The organism is Enterococcus larvae (genome assembly GCF_017830045.1).
In the GTDB taxonomy this organism is placed as follows: domain Bacteria; phylum Bacillota; class Bacilli; order Lactobacillales; family Enterococcaceae; genus Enterococcus_L; species Enterococcus_L larvae.
The window spans coordinates 56966-77011 of record NZ_JAEDXU010000003.1; the positions used below are offsets into that span (position 1 = coordinate 56966).

Genomic DNA, 20046 nt, shown 5'->3' on the forward strand with positions numbered 1-20046 from the left:
CCATCCATTTGTATCCTACAGCCTCTTCATAAAGATTATAACGCATTGCACACCTTAGCGCATACTACAAATTGTTTCAACAGAGCAACTGTATATAATGGGCTATTTCTGCTATCGCTACTCCCTAGCAGCAAGCACACAGAGAATGGTCATTTCTCTCCATCCATACGTACACCCTGTAAAAAGTATTTATTAAAAATCAGATATAAGACAATGATCGGAATGATCGTTATCACACTGGCTGCCATCGTCTGATCCCAGCGAACACCACCATTTCTGCTTTGAAACGTCTGCAGCCCCAAGGTCAGTGTATATTTGCTTGGTGTTGTTAAATATAGCATCGGTTTCATAAATTCATTCCAAAATCCCATAAATACAAAAATCGCCTGTGTTGCAATTGAAGGTTTAGCCAACGGCATCACGATTCGGAAAAATATTTGAAAACGGCCTAAGCCGTCAATAGAGGCAGCTTCCTCTACATCTTTAGGAAACGAAAGGAAAAATTGACGCATCATAAAAATGTTCCCTATATTGATTGCTGCCGGCAGGATCAATGCAGAAAAACTATCCAGCATGCCTAAATTCATCAGAATCAAGTAATTTGGAATCATCAATACTTGTGTCGGAACCATCATCAAGGCCAGAAAACCGTAATAGACTCGCTGCCGTCCAGGAAAATTCAAACGTGCTAACGCATAGCCTGCCATTGTATTCAAAAAAATATTAATAATCGTCCCAACAAGAGAAACAATCACAGAATTCAAAAACCATTGACCAAACAAAGAAGAGCGTCCTAACACGTATTGGAAGTTTTCCAATGTGAATGCCTTGGGAATCAAGCTCATATCACCGGAAATGATTTCTGCATAGGGTTTGAACGAAGCTGCAATCGCCCAAATAAACGGATAAAATGTTAAAAGAGCGTAGAAAATCAATATCGTATAAAGAAGCCCTTTTAATACATGACCTTTTTTAGAAACATTCATATTGATTTCCCTACCTTTCACTGTTCAGCTTCTCAGCAAAACGAGAAGCAACAAAAATAATCACCGCTAAAACAATCGCCAATGCTGCTGCATAGCCCATCGTGTTCATTTGACCAAATGCATATTGATAAATCATGAGAGAAATCGTTAAGGTCGAGTTATTGGGTCCTCCCGATCCATTAGAAAAGATATATGCTTGATCGAACATTTGGAATGTACCGATAATTCCAGTCAGCAGCACATAGGTAGTTATCGGGCGCAGATAAGGAATTGTTATGTATCTTAGCTTATCAACTGCAGTTGCCCCGTCGATCGCAGCAGCTTCATAAAGCGTTTCGGGAAGATCTACCAATGATGCCAAGTAAATGGTCATGTAGTACGGTACTGTGGACCAGATATTCATTACCATGATCACCTTCAATGCATAGGCCGGTTCCTGTAAGAAATTGATTGGTTCACTATACAAGCCTAAGCTCATAAAAAAATCATTGACCGGTCCGTAGATATTAAAAATGAACATGAAAATAATTGTTAATGCTGAGCTTGAAGTCAGCGTAGGTAAAAAGTAAATCATGCGAAACAGTTTCTTGCCCTTGATTCCTTTATTACTCAATATATACGCAATCACTAGAGCAAAAATCGTCTGCAATGGAACAACTATAAAGGCAAAGGTTGCTGTATTTTTCATTGCTATAAGTGCTTTTTTATCTTGAAAAATTCGTAGATAGTTATCTATCCCTTTAAATGTATATGTGTTAGTAAATAAATTGACATCGTTGAAAGATAGATACACAGCAAACAAAACGGCTAAAACAAAAAAGATGCTGACAACAATGATTGCAGGGGCTAAAAATATCCACGCTTGACTGATTTCCTGACGCTGCGCTTTTGTTTTTTTGCTTTTTGAAATTTCCATAAGGCAAACTCCTTCTTTTTATCCACCCAAGCTGAAGTGGGGTTATGACATAAGTAGATTGCATGTCTACCAGTATTCCATCTAAACGTTGAAGTGCTTAGATGGAATACGAGTTCTCGAAGCTGGCTGCTTTTGTCATAACCTTTCTTCAGAGTGAATGACTATTCCCAATTTATTTATCAATTAGCCTGTATATCCGCATTTGCCTGTTCATCTGCTTGTTTCATCGCTTCAGAAAATGTTTCACTACCATCCAATGCTTTTGGCAAAAAGTTTTGATATGCTTTATCCACAGTATCCAAGGTTACTCCATCCTGCCAGATCGTTGCATAGTCCCATGCATCTAAATGAACTTTCAAATCTTCATTTTCTGTTATTTTTGCTTCTTCAGCAGCATCTTCACGACTTGGGAGCGTACCAGTTCCCACAGACCATGCTGTCATATTTTCTTTATTCGTCGCAAATTGAATCCATTTATCCGCTAAATCAGATTGTTTCGTTCCTACATATTTCCCCCAGCCTACAGAAAACATCATTGATCCTTCTGTTCCCTTATACGTAGGCATTTTTCTAACTGTGAATGGAATAGAAGGGAATTCTGTTTTCAATGTCTCATATACCCAGTTCCCTTCATCCATAATTGCAATTTTTCCGGAGCCAAAGGCTTCTCCGTTCCAGCCTGTTCCGATATCTTTTGGTGTTACAACTGCTTTTGTATCTGTTAAATCCTTCAAAATAGACAGATTATCGACAACTTTATCACTTGCTAAATTTGCTGTTCCATCTTCATTGATTGGTTTCCCACCATCACGAATCGCTAAGTGATAGTTTCTCGACATTTCCAAGTTATAGCTCATAGCAAAGACTTTTCCTTTACCATATACTTTATCGATTTTCTCTTGAAATTGCGGCAGCCAATCCACATATTCTTCATACGAAGTCGGTATCTCTTCAATAGATACTTCTGTTTTCTCAAAAACTTCTGTATTCAAATACAGTGACAGAGTGGACATATCCTTGGGAACAGCATAGAGTTTACCATCTGTTGTGAAGCCATCTGTCAAGGTACTATAAAACTTGTCGATTTCAAACTTGTCAGAATCCAACTCTGCCAATACACCATTTTGAGAGAACCATGGATACATTGAAATATCTACATAAAACGCATCCGGTGCTGTTTTCCCTGCCATATCAGCTTGAATTTGTGTGTTGTAATCTGTATAGACCTTCTTCTCCACCTTAGCCCCAACCTCTGCTTCAAAATCCTTGATGATTTGATCCAGAGCTTTTTCTTCCGATTCATTTCCTCCCCAAACACCAAGCGTCAAAGTATCGCCTGTAAAGTCTGTTTTATCACCATCAGAGCTATCAGAGCTTCCTCCGCATGCTGTTAATAAAGACACCGTGCCCAACGCTACACCGACATTCAAAAATTTTTTCCACATTTTCATGTTTGTTCCCCCTATAAATTAATAATTAATTCATTACTGACAGAATGCAACGTTCCAAATGCTTCTACTTCGACGTCCTTTGTTCCTTGGTTCACAATTATCATCTGCTCCTTGGTTACGGTCACATCCAATGGATTTCCCTGCCAGATGATTCCAAAAGCCAAGCGATGCCACGCTTCCGGCAAATGCGGTTCGATTCTCAGTTTGCCATTCAGACAGCGAACCCCTCCATAGCCGAATACAGTCATTTGCCATATACCGCCAAGCGATGCCGCATGAATCCCTTCATTCGAGGAAGCCATGTTTTCCCCCATATCGATATTCATCGCCTGATTGAATAAGTCATAAGAAAGATCCAGCTTCCCTAAATCAGCTGCCAGAATAGCATGTGTGGATAGTGATAATGAAGAATCATGTAACGTTTTAGGCTCATAGTAGTTCCAATTGATCAATTTCTCTTTTTTAGGAAATAAATCTTCAAACAGGAACAGCAGTAATAAAACGTCAGCCTGCTTTGTTACCTGCATGTCATTGACTTGCTCCAAATTATAGTCGTGGAATAAAGTACCAACATGAGAACTATTCTTATATGTTGTTAAGTCAAGGATATCCTTCGACAAATACGTATCATCCTGAGGAATCACACCCTCTTTGTTCGGTTGAGGAAGATACAGCTTGTTGATTTTCTCCTGCCATTCTTCATATACTCGATCAAGCTCAAGCTTTTCATTCAATTTTTCAAAAATGACTGTTTCTTCCGTTTTCAAGGTTTGATACAGTTTCATTGCTAAAGAGATATTCCAGTGGGCGGTATAATTAGTAAATGCATTATTGTCTATCTGTTCTTTGTATTCATCAGGACCAACAACATGGAGAATCTCATAACGCTGACGATCTTCCTGCCATTCCAGACGACTGGCCCAGAATTTCGCTGTATCAAGAATGACTTCATATCCCTTTTCACGAGCAAATTGCTGATTGTTGGTAACATCAATAAATTGCTTGATGCCAAATGTGACATCGCTTGTAATATGCTGCTCGATAAACCCAGACCAAATTTTTGTGGGCTTTCCAGTGATAATATCCGCTGCCCCCCAAACTGGTGTCGTTTCGCCATCATCCGGCCACGCCGCTTCCCACGGGAACTGAGCTCCTTCAAAACCATTAGACAAGGCCTTCTTATGCGCACCCTCCAAGCCTAGATAGCGGTAAGTGACTAAGCTTTCAGCAATTTTTGGATGAGTGAAGGTAAAATACGGCAACATGAAAATCTCTGTATCCCAGAAAGTATGCCCTTTATATCCTTCTCCCGACAGGCCCTTCGCACCAATATTCATCCGTTCATCATGCGCTGGCGTCATCACATGTAAATGATATTTTGCAAAATTGATTGCCAGTTGATCTTTAAAATTATTTGACGCAATGGTGATTGGCAACACAGACCAAACCTGTTTTTCCCAAGCTTTAGCAGAAGATGCAAGCAATACTTGATACCCTTTTTCACGCGCACTCTTTAATCCTTCCAACGCAAGGTCTTTGACTTCATTCAATGTTTGTCCAGCAGTTTCCTTATCCATACTAGTATGGATAGAAGATATTTTTTCAATAGTCACAGCCTCATTTTTTTCCAATGAAAGCCAGTAACGGTTGTATATCTTTCTACGCCCCATTTCAATACGTTTCTTTGTTTCTTCGTAGATATCCTGCTTTTTGACTAGTTGATGGACCGTCGACAATACAAAGAAAATATTTGAAGTACCGGTATACGGCATCATCTGCATGTACTTTCCTTCTGCTAATGCCTTGTCCCCTTCAGTAAAATGCTGTGAGCCATTATTCGTTACTTGTCCATCGATACCTGAATTGATTTCCAAATCTAACCCATTACTCAGATTTTTTATCTCAACAGACTGTCCAAGTAGATGTTTTTCAGAAAAAGAGACAAATCGTTTAAACGTAAATGCAGCCTTCACTTCTTTGTATTCCCATACAAAGGAACGAATCAGTTCCCCGGTCTTTAAGTTAAGTGTTCGCTGGTATCCTTGAACCTCTCCATTGGTTAAATCCAAGCGCTTATTGTTTAATCGGATATCCATCCCAATCAAGTCTGGAACATTAGGTAGTTCCGTTACTTCGTTGTCGTCAAATTTATTGAATGTACCTGCAACAAAAGTATCTCTTTTTTCTCCAATGTAGGATTCTTCTGTCGCAGAGCGAATACCCATATAGCCATTTCCAAGGCACATGACTGTCTCGGCTTTTCCTAACCAATCCGTCTGAAACTCGTTCTCTCCAATCAACCATGGATTCGACTCAAAATAGTTCATTCCAGTTCTCATTTATACTATTTCCTCCTAGAAAACGTTTTAGATTTTTACCAAAAAAATTATTCATAAAAGTACGTATTGGATCGAAATGCCGTCAGTAGTGCACCTAGTAAGTAAATACCTATCACAAGAACAAACGGCAACTGCCAAATAATCAGACCTAAAAACAATTGAATGATGCCATACACCAGATATGCTCTGATCAAGCTGCGTGTGCCGTATTGATCTCTAAAATACCAAGCCAATAACCAGCTGACTGCTACTGTTAACAGAAACAGTAAAAGTAATGCACCACTGTCAATTTTGCTTAACGCATTTTCTGCAAGAACTTCATCGAGAGACTCGGTGCCCATATTCATCCACTCTTTCTATTTCTTTTCGTTCCCTATCCAACAACACTTTGCTTCTACCTATTCGGTCATGCAGTGACTGCTTTGTACTTCCCAACATCAACAGGCTAATGCATACAAACACAACCCCGACATTCGGCAAAAAATAGAGCATTTTCCCCATTTCTCTTGCTCCAAGGTTCAACAACCCGTTTTCTTCTGTATAGACAGACAATCCAGCAAAGTATTTCCCTATCGTCTTTCCGCCGAAAGATGTGATGGATACAGCATTATATACAACAAACAACAGCTGAGGTAATAACTGGTACAAGATATTGCCTATCTCCATCACACTTAACAGCATGTATGCAGGTAATAAAACAACCATGCCATCAATTAATCCAGCTAATGACCTTAAGAACAGTTTTCCCTTTATGACAATCCGCTCCCTTCAAGTTGCAACTTAACGAAAACCTTTTCGGTACAATCAGATAATAACAGACTGTTTTTCATTTTTCAAGCGTTTTCAAACAAAGTTTGCATTATTTTTTTAAATGTTCTATAATTTGAAACAGGATTTTCTAAAACGTTTTAGGAGGAGAAATATGTTTAAAGCTGTCGTGTTTGATTTAGATGGTGTCATTACTGATACTGCTGCGTTTCACTTTATCGCTTGGAGAAAATTGGGAAGGAGCTTAGGTATTGAAGTCACAGAGACATTCAATGAAGAATTAAAGGGCATTGATAGAATGGCTTCTTTAAACAAGATTTTAGCACTTGGTTCTATGGAAAATCGATTTTCTAAAGAAGAGAAAGAGGTATTGGCACAAGAAAAAAATGATTTTTATGTCACATTGATCAATGAAATTTCTCCTGCCGATATTTTACCGGGTATTGAACAACTGCTTCACGATTTAGATGCTCAGCATATCAAAGTAGGCTTGGCTTCAGCTAGTAAAAATGCGCCGAAAATTTTACGTCTATTAGGATTAGCTCACAGCTTCTCAACTATCGTTGATCCTGCCGCTCTACAGCAAGGAAAACCAGATCCGGAAATCTTCATTAAAGCCTGTGAACAACTGCAAGTTCAACCAGAAGAAGCAATTGGTGTTGAAGATGCCTACTCAGGTATTCAAGCAATCAATGCAGCAAAGCTTTACTCCGTTGGAATCGGGGATAAGCACATGCTGAAAGACGCAGACTATGTCTTTGGAGATACTGCGCACTTAACCTTCTCCAAACTGAAGGAAATTTGGGGAAATCGAGCACTATAGCATAAAAAGCAATGAAACAAATGGTCTTAAAGGCTCATTTGTTTCATTGCTTTTCTATTTGCCTATCAAAAAAATTGGAAATTTTTATTATAAACCATTCCTTCACTGTTTAGATAAAGCTCCCTAGTGTTCATCTAGCAGATCTCACATCAGTGCCCTTTATCATCGCAACGATGATAAGCTAATGTAAAAGAAGTCTGGTTCATAGCTGCTTTTTTTATTATAATCAACTATATCAACTGGATTTTTCCTATAATAGTAATACAGGAAAAATAGAAAAGGATGGATAAACCATGACAAAAGCAATCATCAGCAGTGTAGTAGACCTCACAGAAGGAGGCTGTAATGCCTGTGGTATTGTAGAATGTGTCTCTTATACGTTGACCATAAATGAACGTGAAATTCCTTTGGAGGAGCTGACAGTCGCTTCATTGGTCATGACGATCGCATTGAAGAACGGCTTTAAACAAGAAATGAAAATGGATATGCTGGATGACTATCTCTCATTCACAAAATCCGGCTATGAAGTAAAACTATTTGAAGATTACGACCAGCTGACCTACCGAAGCACAGACAACGAACTGCAGACAAAGAATCGCATCAAGGATACAAAAGAACTGACAGAGAAAGTCAACGAACTACTAACAAAACTATTCAAGCTAGAAACAATAGAATTTGAATATTGAGATAGAAAAGCTGAACAGACTGATTAACTTCTAAGCAATATAGGAACTTGACTTGATGATGCTCTTTATCATCGAAGGAAAGTTATCTTATTGTCGAAGAAGTTAGTCTGTGAAGCTAGACAAACAGAAAAGCGGAGCAAGCTCGATTAGCTTCCGAGTCATAAGGAGAAACTGGCATGTGACGCTCTTTGTCACAAGACATGTTTTGACTTATGATCGAAAGGAGCTAGCTTGTGACGCTAGACATCAGAAAAGCGGAACAGACTGATCAACTTCTAAGCAATATAGGAACTTGACTTGATGATGCTCTTTATATTATGGAAAATATATGCTTAACTGAGCCAGCCCTTATTACGTAATTGTTTTTTCCAAAAAAGCAGACAGCATCAAATCACTACTAATCTATTGTGCTATTCTGAGTTCAAGGAGGTGCTGACAATGTATGCATGGGAAGCAATTCAAGTTACAGTAAACTTTATTGAAGAACACTTAGAGGAAGAAATAGAAATTGAACATCTCGCAGAGTTGGCAATGCTGTCGCCGTTTTACTATCAACGACTTTTTTCACGATTGGTCAAAAAACCTGTCAGAGAATACATCAAGTTTCGGCGGTTAGCTCACGCCTGTGCACTACTTCCAAATAAGAAATTACGTATTCTTGATATCGCAATAGAGAGCGGCTTCAATAGCCATGAAACCTTTACTCGAGCATTCAAAAAAGCCTATGGTATGACACCGGAGTATTATCGAGAGAGTCCCGTTATGCTAAACCAGTTTGATAAGCCTGATCTTTCCTTGAACTATGTAATGATCGATGAGGGGGTACCGCTGATCAGTGATGGACTTATCTTAGAATTCAATCGAAAAACCTTGGAAGAACCAATTTCTTTCCTTGGCTTTGAGAGACATGTTCCAATTGAGGGGCAAATGCCGAATGGGGAAGCAACAGGTATTGATATCCCAGGCGAAGTTTGGGGGATGTTTCATGAAAATAAACAGGATATTCCTCGGATAAAAAACAGCAGAGAAATCGGTGTTGCCTATTTAGGAGATGCGCCAAAAGGAAGCTTTACTTATTTCGCCGGGGCTGAAGTAGCTCTAGGCACTGAGGACAAGCGATTTAAAAAGTGGTCTCTGCCAGCAAGAGATTATATTGTCTGCGGCTTTGAGGCTGAAACTTTTCAGGAGCTGGTCACTATAGCGTTGAACAAAGCCCTCAAATACACTGCTCTTTGGTTGGAAAAACATGAGCTGACAATGAATACCTACTCACCTGAAATCTATTATGACAGTTCACCAGAAGGCTCATACATGGAATTTTGGCTGCCAACTGAAAAAAAAGAATAGAAAAAAAGAGTGTAAGACAATAATCAAAATTGAAATCGTCTTGCACTCTAAATACGAACAAACGGTGAACCAAAAGTTACTCCTTCTTAATTCTCGGAGCATTCCACTTTTGGCTCACCCTTTTTTTAGCTCTTATTACGTATGACGGATCATGTAGTCGAATGCTCCTAAAGCTGCAGTTGCACCAGATCCCATTGAAATAATGATTTGCTTATAGGCACTATCTGTACAATCGCCTGCAGCAAATACACCGGGAACACTTGTTGCACCATGCTTGTCAACGATGATTTCACCCATCTTCGTACGGTCAAGTGTATCACCCAACCAGTCAGTGTTTGGCACCAGACCGATCAGGACAAATACACCCTGAACTTCCACATGGACCTCTTCGCCAGTTTCACGATCTGCGTAAGTGATCCCATTTACCTTATCTGTCCCAGTGATTTCTTTTGTTTGAACATTCTTTTTCACGGTTACGTTTGGTAAGGAATATAGACGTTCTTGCAGCACTTGGTCTGCCTTCAATTCAGGCATGAATTCCAATACAGTAACATGCTTAACTATTCCTGCAAGGTCGATCGCAGCTTCGATTCCGGAGTTTCCGCCACCGATGACTGCAACATCTTTTCCTTCAAATAGCGGACCATCACAATGCGGACAGTAAGCTACCCCTTTATTCTTGAACTCTTTTTCACCAGGGACGCCTACATTACGCCAACGTGCACCAGTTGCAAGAATCGCTGTTTTACTTTTCAGTACAGCGCCGTTTTCAAGTGTGACTTCAACCAGTTCCTTCTTCTCCAGCTTGGCTGTACGCTGTGACTTCATGATATCCACAGGATATTCATTCACATGCGCTTCTACCTGCGCCATCAACTTAGGTCCTTCAGTATAAGGCGTTCCAATAACATTTTCGATACCCAATGTTTCCAGAACTTGTCCGCCAAATGTCTCAGCAACCAATCCCGTGCGAATTCCCTTACGAGCTGCATAAATCGCTGCACTGGCACCTGCAGGTCCACCGCCGATAACCAGTACATCATACGGGTCTTTGTCTTCAAATTCAGAAGCATCTGCCGGACCGGCAGCTTTCTCAAGGATTTGTTCAATCGTCATACGACCACTTGAAAATTCCTCGCCATTCAACATTACAGTCGGCACAGCCATGATCCCTTTTGCTTCAACTTCTTCTTTGAACATGCCGCCTTCGATCATTGTATGTGAAATTCTTGGATTCACAACACTCATGATGTTCAATGCTTGAACAACGTCCGGGCAGTTGTGACAAGTCAAACTAACGTATGTTTCAAAATGCAGGTCCTTGTTAATACTTTGAATCTGTTTGATCACTTTGTCGTCTACCTTCGGCGCGCGACCACTGACCTGTAATAATGCCAATACCAATGAAGTGAATTCATGACCTAGAGGTAAGCCGGCAAATACAACACCACTTACACCATCAGGACGATCCACCGCAAAGCTAGGTGTTTTTTCCAGCTGAACCTTCTCCATTGAGATCTTTGAGGACATCGATGTAATTTCTTCTACAAGCTCCAAGACCTTCTGAGAATTCTCATCTTCGCCTACGCTTGCCTTCAACACAATATTATTTTCTAAAAGCTCAAGGTATTGAGCTAACTGTTCTTTGATTTCTGTATCTAAAGCCATGTGTGTGCTCCTTTTCTTTGATAAATTCTTTTTTCTTATAAAAAACAGCCGCTGACATTGATTTTCTCGCTGCAGCAGCTGTTTTGACTGTTATTCTTTATAGCGAGCTTACTTAGATTTTACCTACAAGATCAAGACTAGGCTTCAGTGTTTCACCAGTTTCTTTCCATTTCGCAGGGCAAACTTCACCTGGATTTTTACGCACGTATTGACCAGCTCTGATTTTGTCGATCAAAACACTTGCGTCACGGCCGATTCCGTCTGCATTGATTTCTACTGTTTGTACGATTCCATCAGGATCAATGATGAATGTTCCACGCTGTGCCAAACCTTCTTCATCCAATACATCAAAAATTTGAGAAATTTTATGGCTAGGATCGCCGATCATGATGTATTCGATTTTACCGATTGCATCTGAATGGTCATGCCATGCTTTATGTGTGAAGTGAGTATCAGTAGAAACAGAATAAACTTCTACACCTAAATCTTTTAGTGTTGCATATTGTTCTTGCAGATCTTCTAATTCCGTTGGACATACAAATGTGAAGTCAGCAGGGTAGAAACAAACAATGTTCCATTTCCCTTTGAAATCTTCTGATGATACATCGATAAACTCTCCGTTGTGGTACGCCTTCGCTGCAAACTCTTCTACTTCTTTTCCAATTAATGACATAATAAAATTCCTCCCGATAATATAATAATTGTTAATTAGTAACATCTTCAGTTGAATCCCATTTTCCAACAAAGATAAAATGAAATTACAATTAGAATTATCACTGTTGTTGGAAAGAAAGTCAAGGAGAAATTATAATTGTTAAAAAATTGTAATCATTCTAATTAAGAATATCTAAACCTGTTAAACAACGAGTTTGTGAAAAGATTATCTTTCTCACTAAGCAACCCACATTCTCAATTACCCTATTCTGTTCTCTATCTTTTCTTAGAGTGATTATCAAAAAGAAGGAGTAAGTATTTTATCATTTTGTTCAGTATTTAACGTTGGTTTTAAGTGAAAAAATGCTGTAAGATCTGTTGAAAAATTTTTTTTATATAACTCCTATTAACTGCTCATCACACGATAAGTGACCTTTGATCCAAGTATACAACAAAGGACGTAAGCACTACCGGCATTCGTTTAATGGATTCATCTATTTACATATCTTCAAGCTTCATTCGAACGAATTCTCCTTCAACGATCATCTTTGGATGAAGCGGTTCTGCAAAGCATTTCGGTAGCTTGACCCACTCAACCTTTTGCTTTAAGCCAAAACGAACACCAAAAGCAGCCAGACATAAATTTCTGAATACCCAATTGAAATCCTCCTGGGCCATGTCGATCACCAGATCAAATGAAACCGTTCGATCCTGCATTCTATATATAGCTTTTGTTGAGTGTAAACAAGTCTTTGAGCTCCAAAAAAGTACTGTATTCGGCGATGCTGCGAACACTTCATAGCAATCTAAGGGGTTGGCGATTCTCGGCTGTTCCGCAGAAAAAATTTCTTTCTCTTCCAAATAGATGTAATGGGGATACTCAATTATTTGTCTTTTTAGTTCCTCTAAAATCCCTTCATGTCTTCGTTGATTGGGGTATGCCGGTGTAATCATCTGATCCTCCTCTATCTGCGTTCCTTCCATCTCGTAATGAATGGTTCGCTGCTCTGTTTTCTTCTATCATATCATTTAATAATCTGTCAAAATGAAAAAGTACAGACAGTCCATTTTTTTATGGTTTCCATCTGTACATATTGTTGAGCTCTTATCTATAACAAAATTACTAACTGATTCAATCCATGCTCTGACTTGATCTGTTTTTCTGCAACGAGTTGCCACAACAAATTTTTCAGTTATTTATCATATCTAACTGAAAAATTGCGGCTGTTTTGGCTGTTCAAACTGATAAATAGACGACCGCCAGCCATCGCGATCTTTTTGTACTTCTGCCTGCAGCCATGTCTCAAGGAGCAGCAGCGCCTTCCCCTCTCCGCAAATCTGCTCTCCCAAGCAGAGGACATTCGCATCATACTTCTCTCTGGCTGCTTTGGCTGAAAAAACATCCTGCACCAATACAGCTCGAATATTCTGATGCTTGTTTGCTAAAATACACATACCGATCCCAGTACCGCCAATTAGGATTCCTCTGTCGATTTCCTTTTGTTGAATCCTTTGACAGATACTTTCTACACAGTTCGAGTACTCGACTGCCTCAAATCCATTTTTTGTCCCTAAATCAATATAGTCGTACATTCGCTCTTTCAAATAATAGCTGATAGTTTTCTTTAAATAATAACCCGAGTGATCATTTCCTATCCCAATTCGCATCCATACCCCTCCCTGAAATTTCGATTCATTTCATTCTTATAAAATAAGAATAACGTAAATTCCAAGGATTTCTGCCATTATTCATCCCAACCTGTTTTTTGATACCCAAAATAACTTGTGCTAAAAAAATAATGGAACTTGAAGAAATTGACTATATCATGTACAACCTGATACTTACCATGTAAATTATGCGGCACTACTCTTTTTGATTTTCCGATCAAGCAGTGAAACAGCTTTTTGGCGGTTTTCCCACATTGAGTCCGTATAAGTATCCAATGTCAGCTTGATTGAGGTGTGCCCAAGCAATTTACTGAGAGTGGCAATATCCACTCCTTCCTCGACACAACGTGTAGCAAAGGTATGTCTCAGAGAATGAAAATTTACCGCTTCGATATTTGCCGCTTTTATTAATTTTTTGAATCTATAGTTGATCAGTCTCGGCTCGGCATACCCTTGACCGCGAGAAATCACAAATTCTGAAACAGATCCTCTTTTTTTGTCTAAAAGGTAGCTCTTCAGATTTTTGGCAAGAGGAATGGCTCGTTGAGAGCTTCCGGTCTTAGGCTGACTGATGATCACCTTAGTTCGCTGTTTTCCCCCATCTGATACCGAGATACGCTGCAGGGTATGCTTGATTGAAATAACGTTTGCCGTGAAGTCGATATCCTGCCAACGTAACGCACTGATTTCTCCAATACGCATTCCTGTATACAGAGAAAGAATGACCGGTGAACATTCTGCATCCTGCCACGCAACTCTTTCCAAGCATTCCTGTTCGATCCTCGTCAATGCCGACACCGACGTCTTTTTCAATCTAGGCAAAATAACACTTACGCAAGGGTCTTTGACCAACAGCCCTTCCAGAACTGCTTTACGGACACCTGATTTCAAGATATTAATAATACAATGTATCGTTTTTGCAGATAAGCCAAGTGCTATCAAATGATGAATAAAGTCTTCCACCTTCGCAGTGGTCAAATCGGTTAGACGAACAGCTTGAAAATAGGGATTGATATGCTTCTCCAATCTACCATGATAATTCGAATAGGTGGAATCCTTGATCTTTTTCGCCATCAAATAATCCAGCCAATAGTTCATCCACTCCGCTACGGTGCCATCATATAAATCCTGTTCATCGACCTTATTGGAGTATTCGGCCTTTTTCAAAGAGAGTTTCTTTCGCAGATCTGTATATTTTTTTGCATACACATACCCAAAAATAATTTTCCCTTTTGTGTCTCTTGATTTGACATATCTACCTTCCCAACGGCCGTCTTTACGCTTATAAATATTTTCTCCTCTTCGTGCCACAAACGTTCTCTCCTTACAACTTATATTTTCGGCTCAAATGATGCCTTAAAATATTTTACTTTCCGACACAGTTAAAAGATACAGGGAGAATGCTGTCGTATCATTTAAACAGCATGAACCCATCACTAAATGTTTGAAAAGCTTTGCATCATCATTCTTGTTAAAGATAAAGCTCAGTGAAAAGTATTCACTAAACAGCATCAAGAGCAAAACAACAAATGAAATAGATGATTGAGATACTGTGTAAAATTTCGTTATGACCTTTGACCCAACTGACTGCTGTAGGTGCCCTTATGGAATCAACAGTCATCAATAAATATTTTTAAACAATCCACTTTTTTTAATTTATTATATTCTATATTTATATAGCGTTTTTTACAAGAATACTAAAACTAATTTCACTAAAACTATTAAAATATCAAATAATATTCACATTTACCTTTTGGAGTTGCTTAACAATTGAAAATAAAAAAATGGATAATCTCACTGTTTATTCAACAGAAAGGTTATCCATTTCAGCGGTAACACCGATATTTATATAACAAAAAAAGTAGGCAGAATAATTTTTTTCACTTTTTCTTTTTATTTTTATAATTTCGCTTTCTTTGTAAGTGAAATACTTATCCAAAACAATAAACAGCCAGTCAATAATTGAGTGAGACCGGACAGCCAGCTGTTTTGAGCGACAGAGAACAAATCAACGTACCCAAAGTACTCTTCTTTATTCATCATATTGACTAAATAGTAGAAAAACGGTACCAGCAGACTCGGAACAGGATGCCTAACTACAGCGAAAACCAAGGCAGATAGGCCACCAAGAAAGAACGCAGCTCCACTACCTCTTATCAAAAAATAAGCCACGGAAAAAGTAGAATGACCATGTTTCATCATAATTAATAGAAGTATCAACAAAAAGACAGCATATACACTTTCGATTATCAATCGAACACAGACGATCCAACTGTATGAAGTTCGCTTCGATCTGATGATTGCCAACGCTTCTTCCTCATTATCCGGCAGATAGAGGGGAAATAGGAGCAATAGCCCAATCAGAGAATACCAGTACTCCAGTACCTTGGCGCTTTGAAACATATCCAAATTTTCCAAGCTGACAATGCTTGGCAGCAGAAGCAGAAAAAGAACCCCGCCAAGCATGTAACGTAAATAGTGACAGCGAATAAATGTCTCAGCTACACTACGCACCTTTACCAAACAATCGTCCTCCTTTTCTCTTGTAATCATAGACAATGACGGTCAAAAGAAACAGCAAGATACCCATGCCGGCAAAGAACAGCCTGTTCCTAACCAATTCTTCAAAAATTCCATCAAAAACAGCACGTTCTCCCACTTTATTGAACCGTGGAATTAGATTCCATCCTACTTCACCAGTCAGATTTCCGCTAGAAGAGCCGGAAAAAATAGACAGCAGCCAGAAAAGAATCTGAACAGCGATTGCTGCAATTCCTCCAAAAAGCTCTGTGATGAAAAAACTCATCCCAGTAACAAAAAGAATAGTAGGCAGCAACCAAGCTAAAATGTACTGATAAAAGAGAATCAGGTCACCGTTGATACCTAGCTTCCCTGCAATCACCAATGACTGTATCCCCGGCAGCAGACTGATCAACAGAACCGGGATCAAAAGCAATAGAGCTGTACTGATAAAACGGCTGGCGATCAGACGCAAAGAGGCAATCGATCTGGAATAGATAACTTGCTCTGCCTGTCCCCTCCTATCTCTTAAAATGACCGTTGCACCAAGAAAAACTGGAACAATTCCTAAAATGATACCAAAATAATCACACACGATACGAGCATAGGCACCAGTCACTCGATCCTTTTCAGCAATCTGTCGATATTCTTTTATCGCTTGTTCATATGTTTTCGGCTCCGTGGCTGCACGCAAATAACTCTCTTTTTCATAAGAGGACCCTTGGCCCAACAGCTTTACCACCTGAACCATGTCCTGTTCAAATAGTTGATATGAAGCTGTCTCCTTTAAAGGAAACTCATAGTCGGCAGTATTCATACTATTCTCTGATGACTCAGCCATTTTCTGCGTCATTTGCTCGCTATATTCCTTTTCCAACTCTGCCATAGATAAGCCTGAGGCAGCTTCAAGAATCGCTTGTATTTTTTCCTGCTCCTCTTCATTAAGCTGTACTCCTTTGAAAAATCCTAACGGATACGTACTGTAGCTCTCAGAATGAGCTTCCAGATACAGCGTTCCATAAGTCTGCTGTTGAATCAGCTGTTTATCATTTGTTCGAGTCACACCGTAGGATTCGTCAGTTTTTTTCGGTTCACGAATCATCGTCAGATCCATTCCCAGCTGTGTCACGATGAATAGGCCAATGATTCCAACAATCAGCCAATAGGTAAGACTGCCGGCAGTCAGCCTCATCTCTTTTCCTAATAAACGAAGAGTCATCGGTCAACACCTGCCTTTTGCTGCAGGATATAAAGGTACGCATCCTCCAGTGTTGGTGCTGCCTCTAAAAGTAAAGGATGCTCCATGATTTTCCTCATCTTCTTACCAATGAACCGCACATCGATATGAGAGCCTTCTTGGTACAAAGCAATAACCTGAACCTGTTCCTTCACTGCAGCCAACTCCGTTCTTGGAATCCGCACTGTGAAAACATGGCCCTCCGCCAAATGCAGCAGCTGTGCAACGGTTCCCGAATAAATGATTTTTCCTTGATCAAGAATCGCCAGATTTTCAGCAACCGCCTCGATGTCTCCGGCAATATGAGTAGAAAGGAGAACAATCCTCTGGTCAGCGATTTCGGCCAACAGATTTCTGAAGCGAAGGCGTTCTTCCGGGTCCAGCCCCGCTGTCGGCTCATCAACAATCAGGATTTTAGGATCATGCAGCAATGCCTGCGCGATCCCCAGACGTCGACGCATCCCGCCTGACATCGCCTTGACCTTTGTTTTTTTATGAACAGTCAAATTGACCTGTTCCAATACGAGCTTGATTCTTTCCTTCCTTACGGTTGTCTTCATATCTGATAAAATCCCCAGATAATCCAGCACATCATAAACACTCATATTCCCATACATGGAAAAATCCTGAGGCAGGTAACCGATGATTGAACGAATCTCCTTTTGATGCTGTACTGGAATCCCCTCCATCACGATCTCGCCTTCTTTACATGGAAGAAGCGTTGCCAATGTTTTCATCAGCGTTGATTTTCCGGCACCGTTTCGACCAAGTAAACCGTACATCCCCTTTTCTATTTTAAGATCGATGGAATGCAGGATTTGTTTTTTCCCATAGTATTGATTGAATTTCTCTATTTCGATACTCATCGTTTCACTCCTTTTCTTATTTCTGCACCCATCATATACAATAATTATCTATAATTTCTCTATGTGATAATAAAAGTTGCGGAAGTCACTGCCCCGCCGTTCACTGCATTCGACAACCGTAATACTCCTCCATGCTTTTTCGTCAAAGCCTGACAAATCGTCAAGCCCATACCAAAGTGATCTGATTTATCTTGAGAATAATACGGCGTGGTCGCTTTACTGATTTCCTCTTTTGAAAAACCTTTTCCATCATCATGAACAAACAAGAACAAGAATCCGCTATCCACCTGCAGAATCACTCGTACTTCCCTTTCTGCAAAACGATTTGCGTTCGCCAAGAGGTTTTCCACCACCTGAGAAATGATCTGTAAATCGATTGTTATCCAATCCGGCATCGGCTCCACTAGTTGAACACTGAACTCCTTATCAATAAGCGCCTTACCAATTTCATGAACCGTTTGCGCCAATACAGCTGTTTTCTGATACTCTCTAACCAAATCGATTTCATCAATTTTTTGAATTTCCTGCATCGTAAAGGTGAAATCCTTTAATCGTTGAAGGTGTCTATCGATTTTCTCTAACGAATCCGCCATTCTTTCCTCCGTCATTTTTCCAGAGGGATAGAAAGCTCGGATCAGTTCCACGTTATTCTGTATCACTGCCAACGGCGTTCGAATATCATGGGCAAACGCTGCATTGACCTGCCGCTGCTCTTCATGAAGCTCCACAATCTGATGTTGATCCTCAATCAGTTGCCTGCGCATTTCTTCCATCCCCGAACAAATCTCCTCAAATTCATCACCACTTTTATAATAACTGGAAACAGACAGGTCTTTCTGCTGAATCCCTTTGATCGTTTCCGACATGATAAGAAGAGGCTGACAGATTTTATCCTTATAGAATCTGCGGCTGCTCCAAGTAACAGCCAACAGAATGTAGACAATAAAGTTGAACTGGCGAACCGTCCGAAGAACCGCAACTGGCATTTCTACATTTCGCGGAACAGGTAACGTATATGAGCGAAGGAAGATATCAGTAAAACGCTCCATTGGTTGTGACTCATCCAATAGCAGACGCTCCCACCCCACACAAAAGCTGACAGTCAGACCATATGCAAAGACAGCCAGCAGCAGACCACCGAAAAGATAAAGAAGAAGACTGCTCCACAAGCCCTTATTAGTTAACCGGATACTCTGAAGTTGTTCATCTAGCCAATCCATTTGTACCCCATCCCCCAAACAGTCTGAATTACTTCTTTTCCATAGACCTTTTTTATTTTGGTTCGTATTCTTCTGATATGCTCAGTGATGATTTCACTGTTGCCTTCTTTATCAAATCCCCATAGATGTTCATAGATCTGTTCCTTACCGTAAACCTTCCCCTTTCTCATTGACAAGTAAGCTGCAATTTCATACTCTGTCTTCGTCAAAGGAATCGCTTCTCCGCTGCAGCGAATCTCTTTGCGCTGATAGAAAAAGCCCAGCTCGCCAAAGTACGCAACAGACTCCTCCATCTGAATGCGATTCTCTCTACGAAGATGGATCGCTACACGCAATGCCAATTCCTCCAAGCTAAAGGGCTTCAACAAATAATCATCCCCACCTGCAACTAAACCTTCCATCCGACTGGTTTGATCCACCTTTGCCGAAAGAAAAATAATCGGAACATGAACGACTTCTCTGATTTCTTTGCAAAAGCTGATACCGTCCATTTCCGGCATCGTAACATCCAGAAGGATCAGATCTGGTTTTTTATTTAAAAGCTGCAGTCCCTCTGTTCCATTCTCTGCAGTATATACACAATAATCAGACAGCTCAAAATAGGTCTTCAGTGTCTCAAGCAAGTCTTTTTCATCATCAATAATCAATAATTTTTTCTGCATCTTCCTCACCTTTGCTCTCTTTTACAGTCCTCTTCATTATACCGTTAGCTTCTCTATATTTTCACTACATAATCAAATCAATAATCAGTGAAAAAAGAAGCCTTTTAGAAAAATACTTTCTGTTCATCCTTCTATTGTTTAACCCAAGTCATTACTAAAATGAAGCATCTCGGAAAAGCTCATTTAAACTACCTGTGCTCTTTTTTACGTGCCGTTTTCTAATTCCAAAAATAGA

Annotated in this window: 19 protein-coding genes; 3 read left to right on the top strand and 16 right to left on the bottom strand. The window is 39.8% G+C overall.

Annotation, left to right across the window (positions count from 1 at the left end; all coding sequences use genetic code 11):
* Positions 1 to 149: 149 nt before the first annotated feature.
* The 6 genes from I6N96_RS06780 to I6N96_RS06805 all read right to left on the bottom strand — a co-directional run bounded on the left by I6N96_RS06780 (position 150) and on the right by I6N96_RS06805 (position 6451).
* Positions 150 to 986 carry a carbohydrate ABC transporter permease gene (locus tag I6N96_RS06780; RefSeq protein ID WP_209557142.1) on the bottom strand — a complete coding sequence of 279 codons (837 nt, stop codon included), beginning with the start codon at positions 984 to 986 and terminating at the stop codon, positions 150 to 152.
* Positions 987 to 996: 10 nt separating this feature from the next.
* Positions 997 to 1902, bottom strand: coding sequence for a carbohydrate ABC transporter permease (locus tag I6N96_RS06785; protein WP_209556810.1), 906 nt, complete (start codon positions 1900 to 1902; stop codon positions 997 to 999).
* A 179-nt stretch (positions 1903 to 2081) separates the two neighbouring features.
* Positions 2082 to 3353 (bottom strand): sugar ABC transporter substrate-binding protein, encoded by a 1272-nt coding sequence (locus tag I6N96_RS06790; protein ID WP_209556811.1) that lies wholly within the window; start codon positions 3351 to 3353, stop codon positions 2082 to 2084.
* An 11-nt stretch (positions 3354 to 3364) separates the two neighbouring features.
* On the bottom strand, positions 3365 to 5692 hold the full coding sequence (locus I6N96_RS06795; RefSeq protein WP_209556812.1) for a glycoside hydrolase family 65 protein: 2328 nt from the start codon (positions 5690 to 5692) through the stop codon (positions 3365 to 3367).
* 47 nt (positions 5693 to 5739) lie between these two features.
* Complete coding sequence (locus tag I6N96_RS06800; protein ID WP_209556813.1) at positions 5740 to 6033, bottom strand: hypothetical protein; 294 nt, start codon at positions 6031 to 6033, stop codon at positions 5740 to 5742.
* Entirely contained in the window at positions 6011 to 6451 is a 441-nt protein-coding gene (locus tag I6N96_RS06805; RefSeq protein ID WP_347339071.1) for an RDD family protein, read from the bottom strand. Before I6N96_RS06805 ends, I6N96_RS06800 begins: the two co-directional genes overlap by 23 nt.
* 163 nt (positions 6452 to 6614) lie before the next feature.
* Between I6N96_RS06805 and pgmB the strand changes: the two genes are divergently transcribed.
* The 3 genes from pgmB to I6N96_RS06820 all read left to right on the top strand — a co-directional run bounded on the left by pgmB (position 6615) and on the right by I6N96_RS06820 (position 9316).
* A complete protein-coding gene (gene pgmB / locus I6N96_RS06810) occupies positions 6615 to 7283 on the top strand; it encodes a beta-phosphoglucomutase (RefSeq protein WP_209556814.1) in 669 nt (222 codons plus the stop codon).
* Between the two features lie 293 nt (positions 7284 to 7576).
* On the top strand, positions 7577 to 7969 hold the full coding sequence (locus I6N96_RS06815; RefSeq protein ID WP_209556815.1) for a DUF4809 family protein: 393 nt from the start codon (positions 7577 to 7579) through the stop codon (positions 7967 to 7969).
* Between the two features lie 438 nt (positions 7970 to 8407).
* Positions 8408 to 9316: an AraC family transcriptional regulator gene (locus tag I6N96_RS06820; RefSeq protein WP_209556816.1), complete on the top strand. Its 909-nt coding sequence runs from the start codon at positions 8408 to 8410 to the stop codon at positions 9314 to 9316.
* A 135-nt stretch (positions 9317 to 9451) separates the two neighbouring features.
* Here the strand turns inward: I6N96_RS06820 and ahpF are convergent, their stop codons facing one another.
* The 10 genes from ahpF to I6N96_RS06870 form a co-directional block, all read right to left on the bottom strand.
* Positions 9452 to 10984, bottom strand: a complete 1533-nt coding sequence (gene ahpF, locus I6N96_RS06825) for an alkyl hydroperoxide reductase subunit F (protein ID WP_209556817.1) — start codon at positions 10982 to 10984, stop codon at positions 9452 to 9454.
* 112 nt (positions 10985 to 11096) lie between these two features.
* Entirely contained in the window at positions 11097 to 11657 is a 561-nt protein-coding gene (ahpC, locus tag I6N96_RS06830) for an alkyl hydroperoxide reductase subunit C (RefSeq protein WP_202061443.1), read from the bottom strand.
* A 479-nt stretch (positions 11658 to 12136) separates the two neighbouring features.
* Positions 12137 to 12592 (bottom strand): hypothetical protein, encoded by a 456-nt coding sequence (locus I6N96_RS06835; RefSeq protein ID WP_209556818.1) that lies wholly within the window; start codon positions 12590 to 12592, stop codon positions 12137 to 12139.
* A 252-nt stretch (positions 12593 to 12844) separates the two neighbouring features.
* Positions 12845 to 13306 (bottom strand): RpiB/LacA/LacB family sugar-phosphate isomerase, encoded by a 462-nt coding sequence (locus I6N96_RS06840; RefSeq protein WP_209556819.1) that lies wholly within the window; start codon positions 13304 to 13306, stop codon positions 12845 to 12847.
* A 186-nt stretch (positions 13307 to 13492) separates the two neighbouring features.
* Positions 13493 to 14617: a tyrosine-type recombinase/integrase gene (locus I6N96_RS06845; protein ID WP_209556820.1), complete on the bottom strand. Its 1125-nt coding sequence runs from the start codon at positions 14615 to 14617 to the stop codon at positions 13493 to 13495.
* Positions 14618 to 15205: 588 nt separating this feature from the next.
* Positions 15206 to 15829, bottom strand: a complete 624-nt coding sequence (locus I6N96_RS06850) for a hypothetical protein (protein ID WP_209556821.1) — start codon at positions 15827 to 15829, stop codon at positions 15206 to 15208.
* Complete coding sequence (locus I6N96_RS06855) at positions 15813 to 17045, bottom strand: ABC transporter permease subunit (protein ID WP_209556822.1); 1233 nt, start codon at positions 17043 to 17045, stop codon at positions 15813 to 15815. The genes I6N96_RS06850 and I6N96_RS06855 overlap by 17 nt, the downstream gene beginning before the upstream one ends.
* Positions 17042 to 17917, bottom strand: coding sequence for an ABC transporter ATP-binding protein (locus I6N96_RS06860; protein ID WP_430650134.1), 876 nt, complete (start codon positions 17915 to 17917; stop codon positions 17042 to 17044). The genes I6N96_RS06855 and I6N96_RS06860 overlap by 4 nt, the downstream gene beginning before the upstream one ends.
* 71 nt (positions 17918 to 17988) lie before the next feature.
* A complete protein-coding gene (locus I6N96_RS06865; RefSeq protein ID WP_209556824.1) occupies positions 17989 to 19149 on the bottom strand; it encodes a sensor histidine kinase in 1161 nt (386 codons plus the stop codon).
* The gene (locus I6N96_RS06870) at positions 19137 to 19811 is read right to left on the bottom strand and encodes a response regulator transcription factor (protein ID WP_209556825.1); all 675 of its coding nucleotides are present in this window, start codon (positions 19809 to 19811) and stop codon (positions 19137 to 19139) included. Before I6N96_RS06870 ends, I6N96_RS06865 begins: the two co-directional genes overlap by 13 nt.
* Positions 19812 to 20046 lie beyond the last annotated feature (235 nt).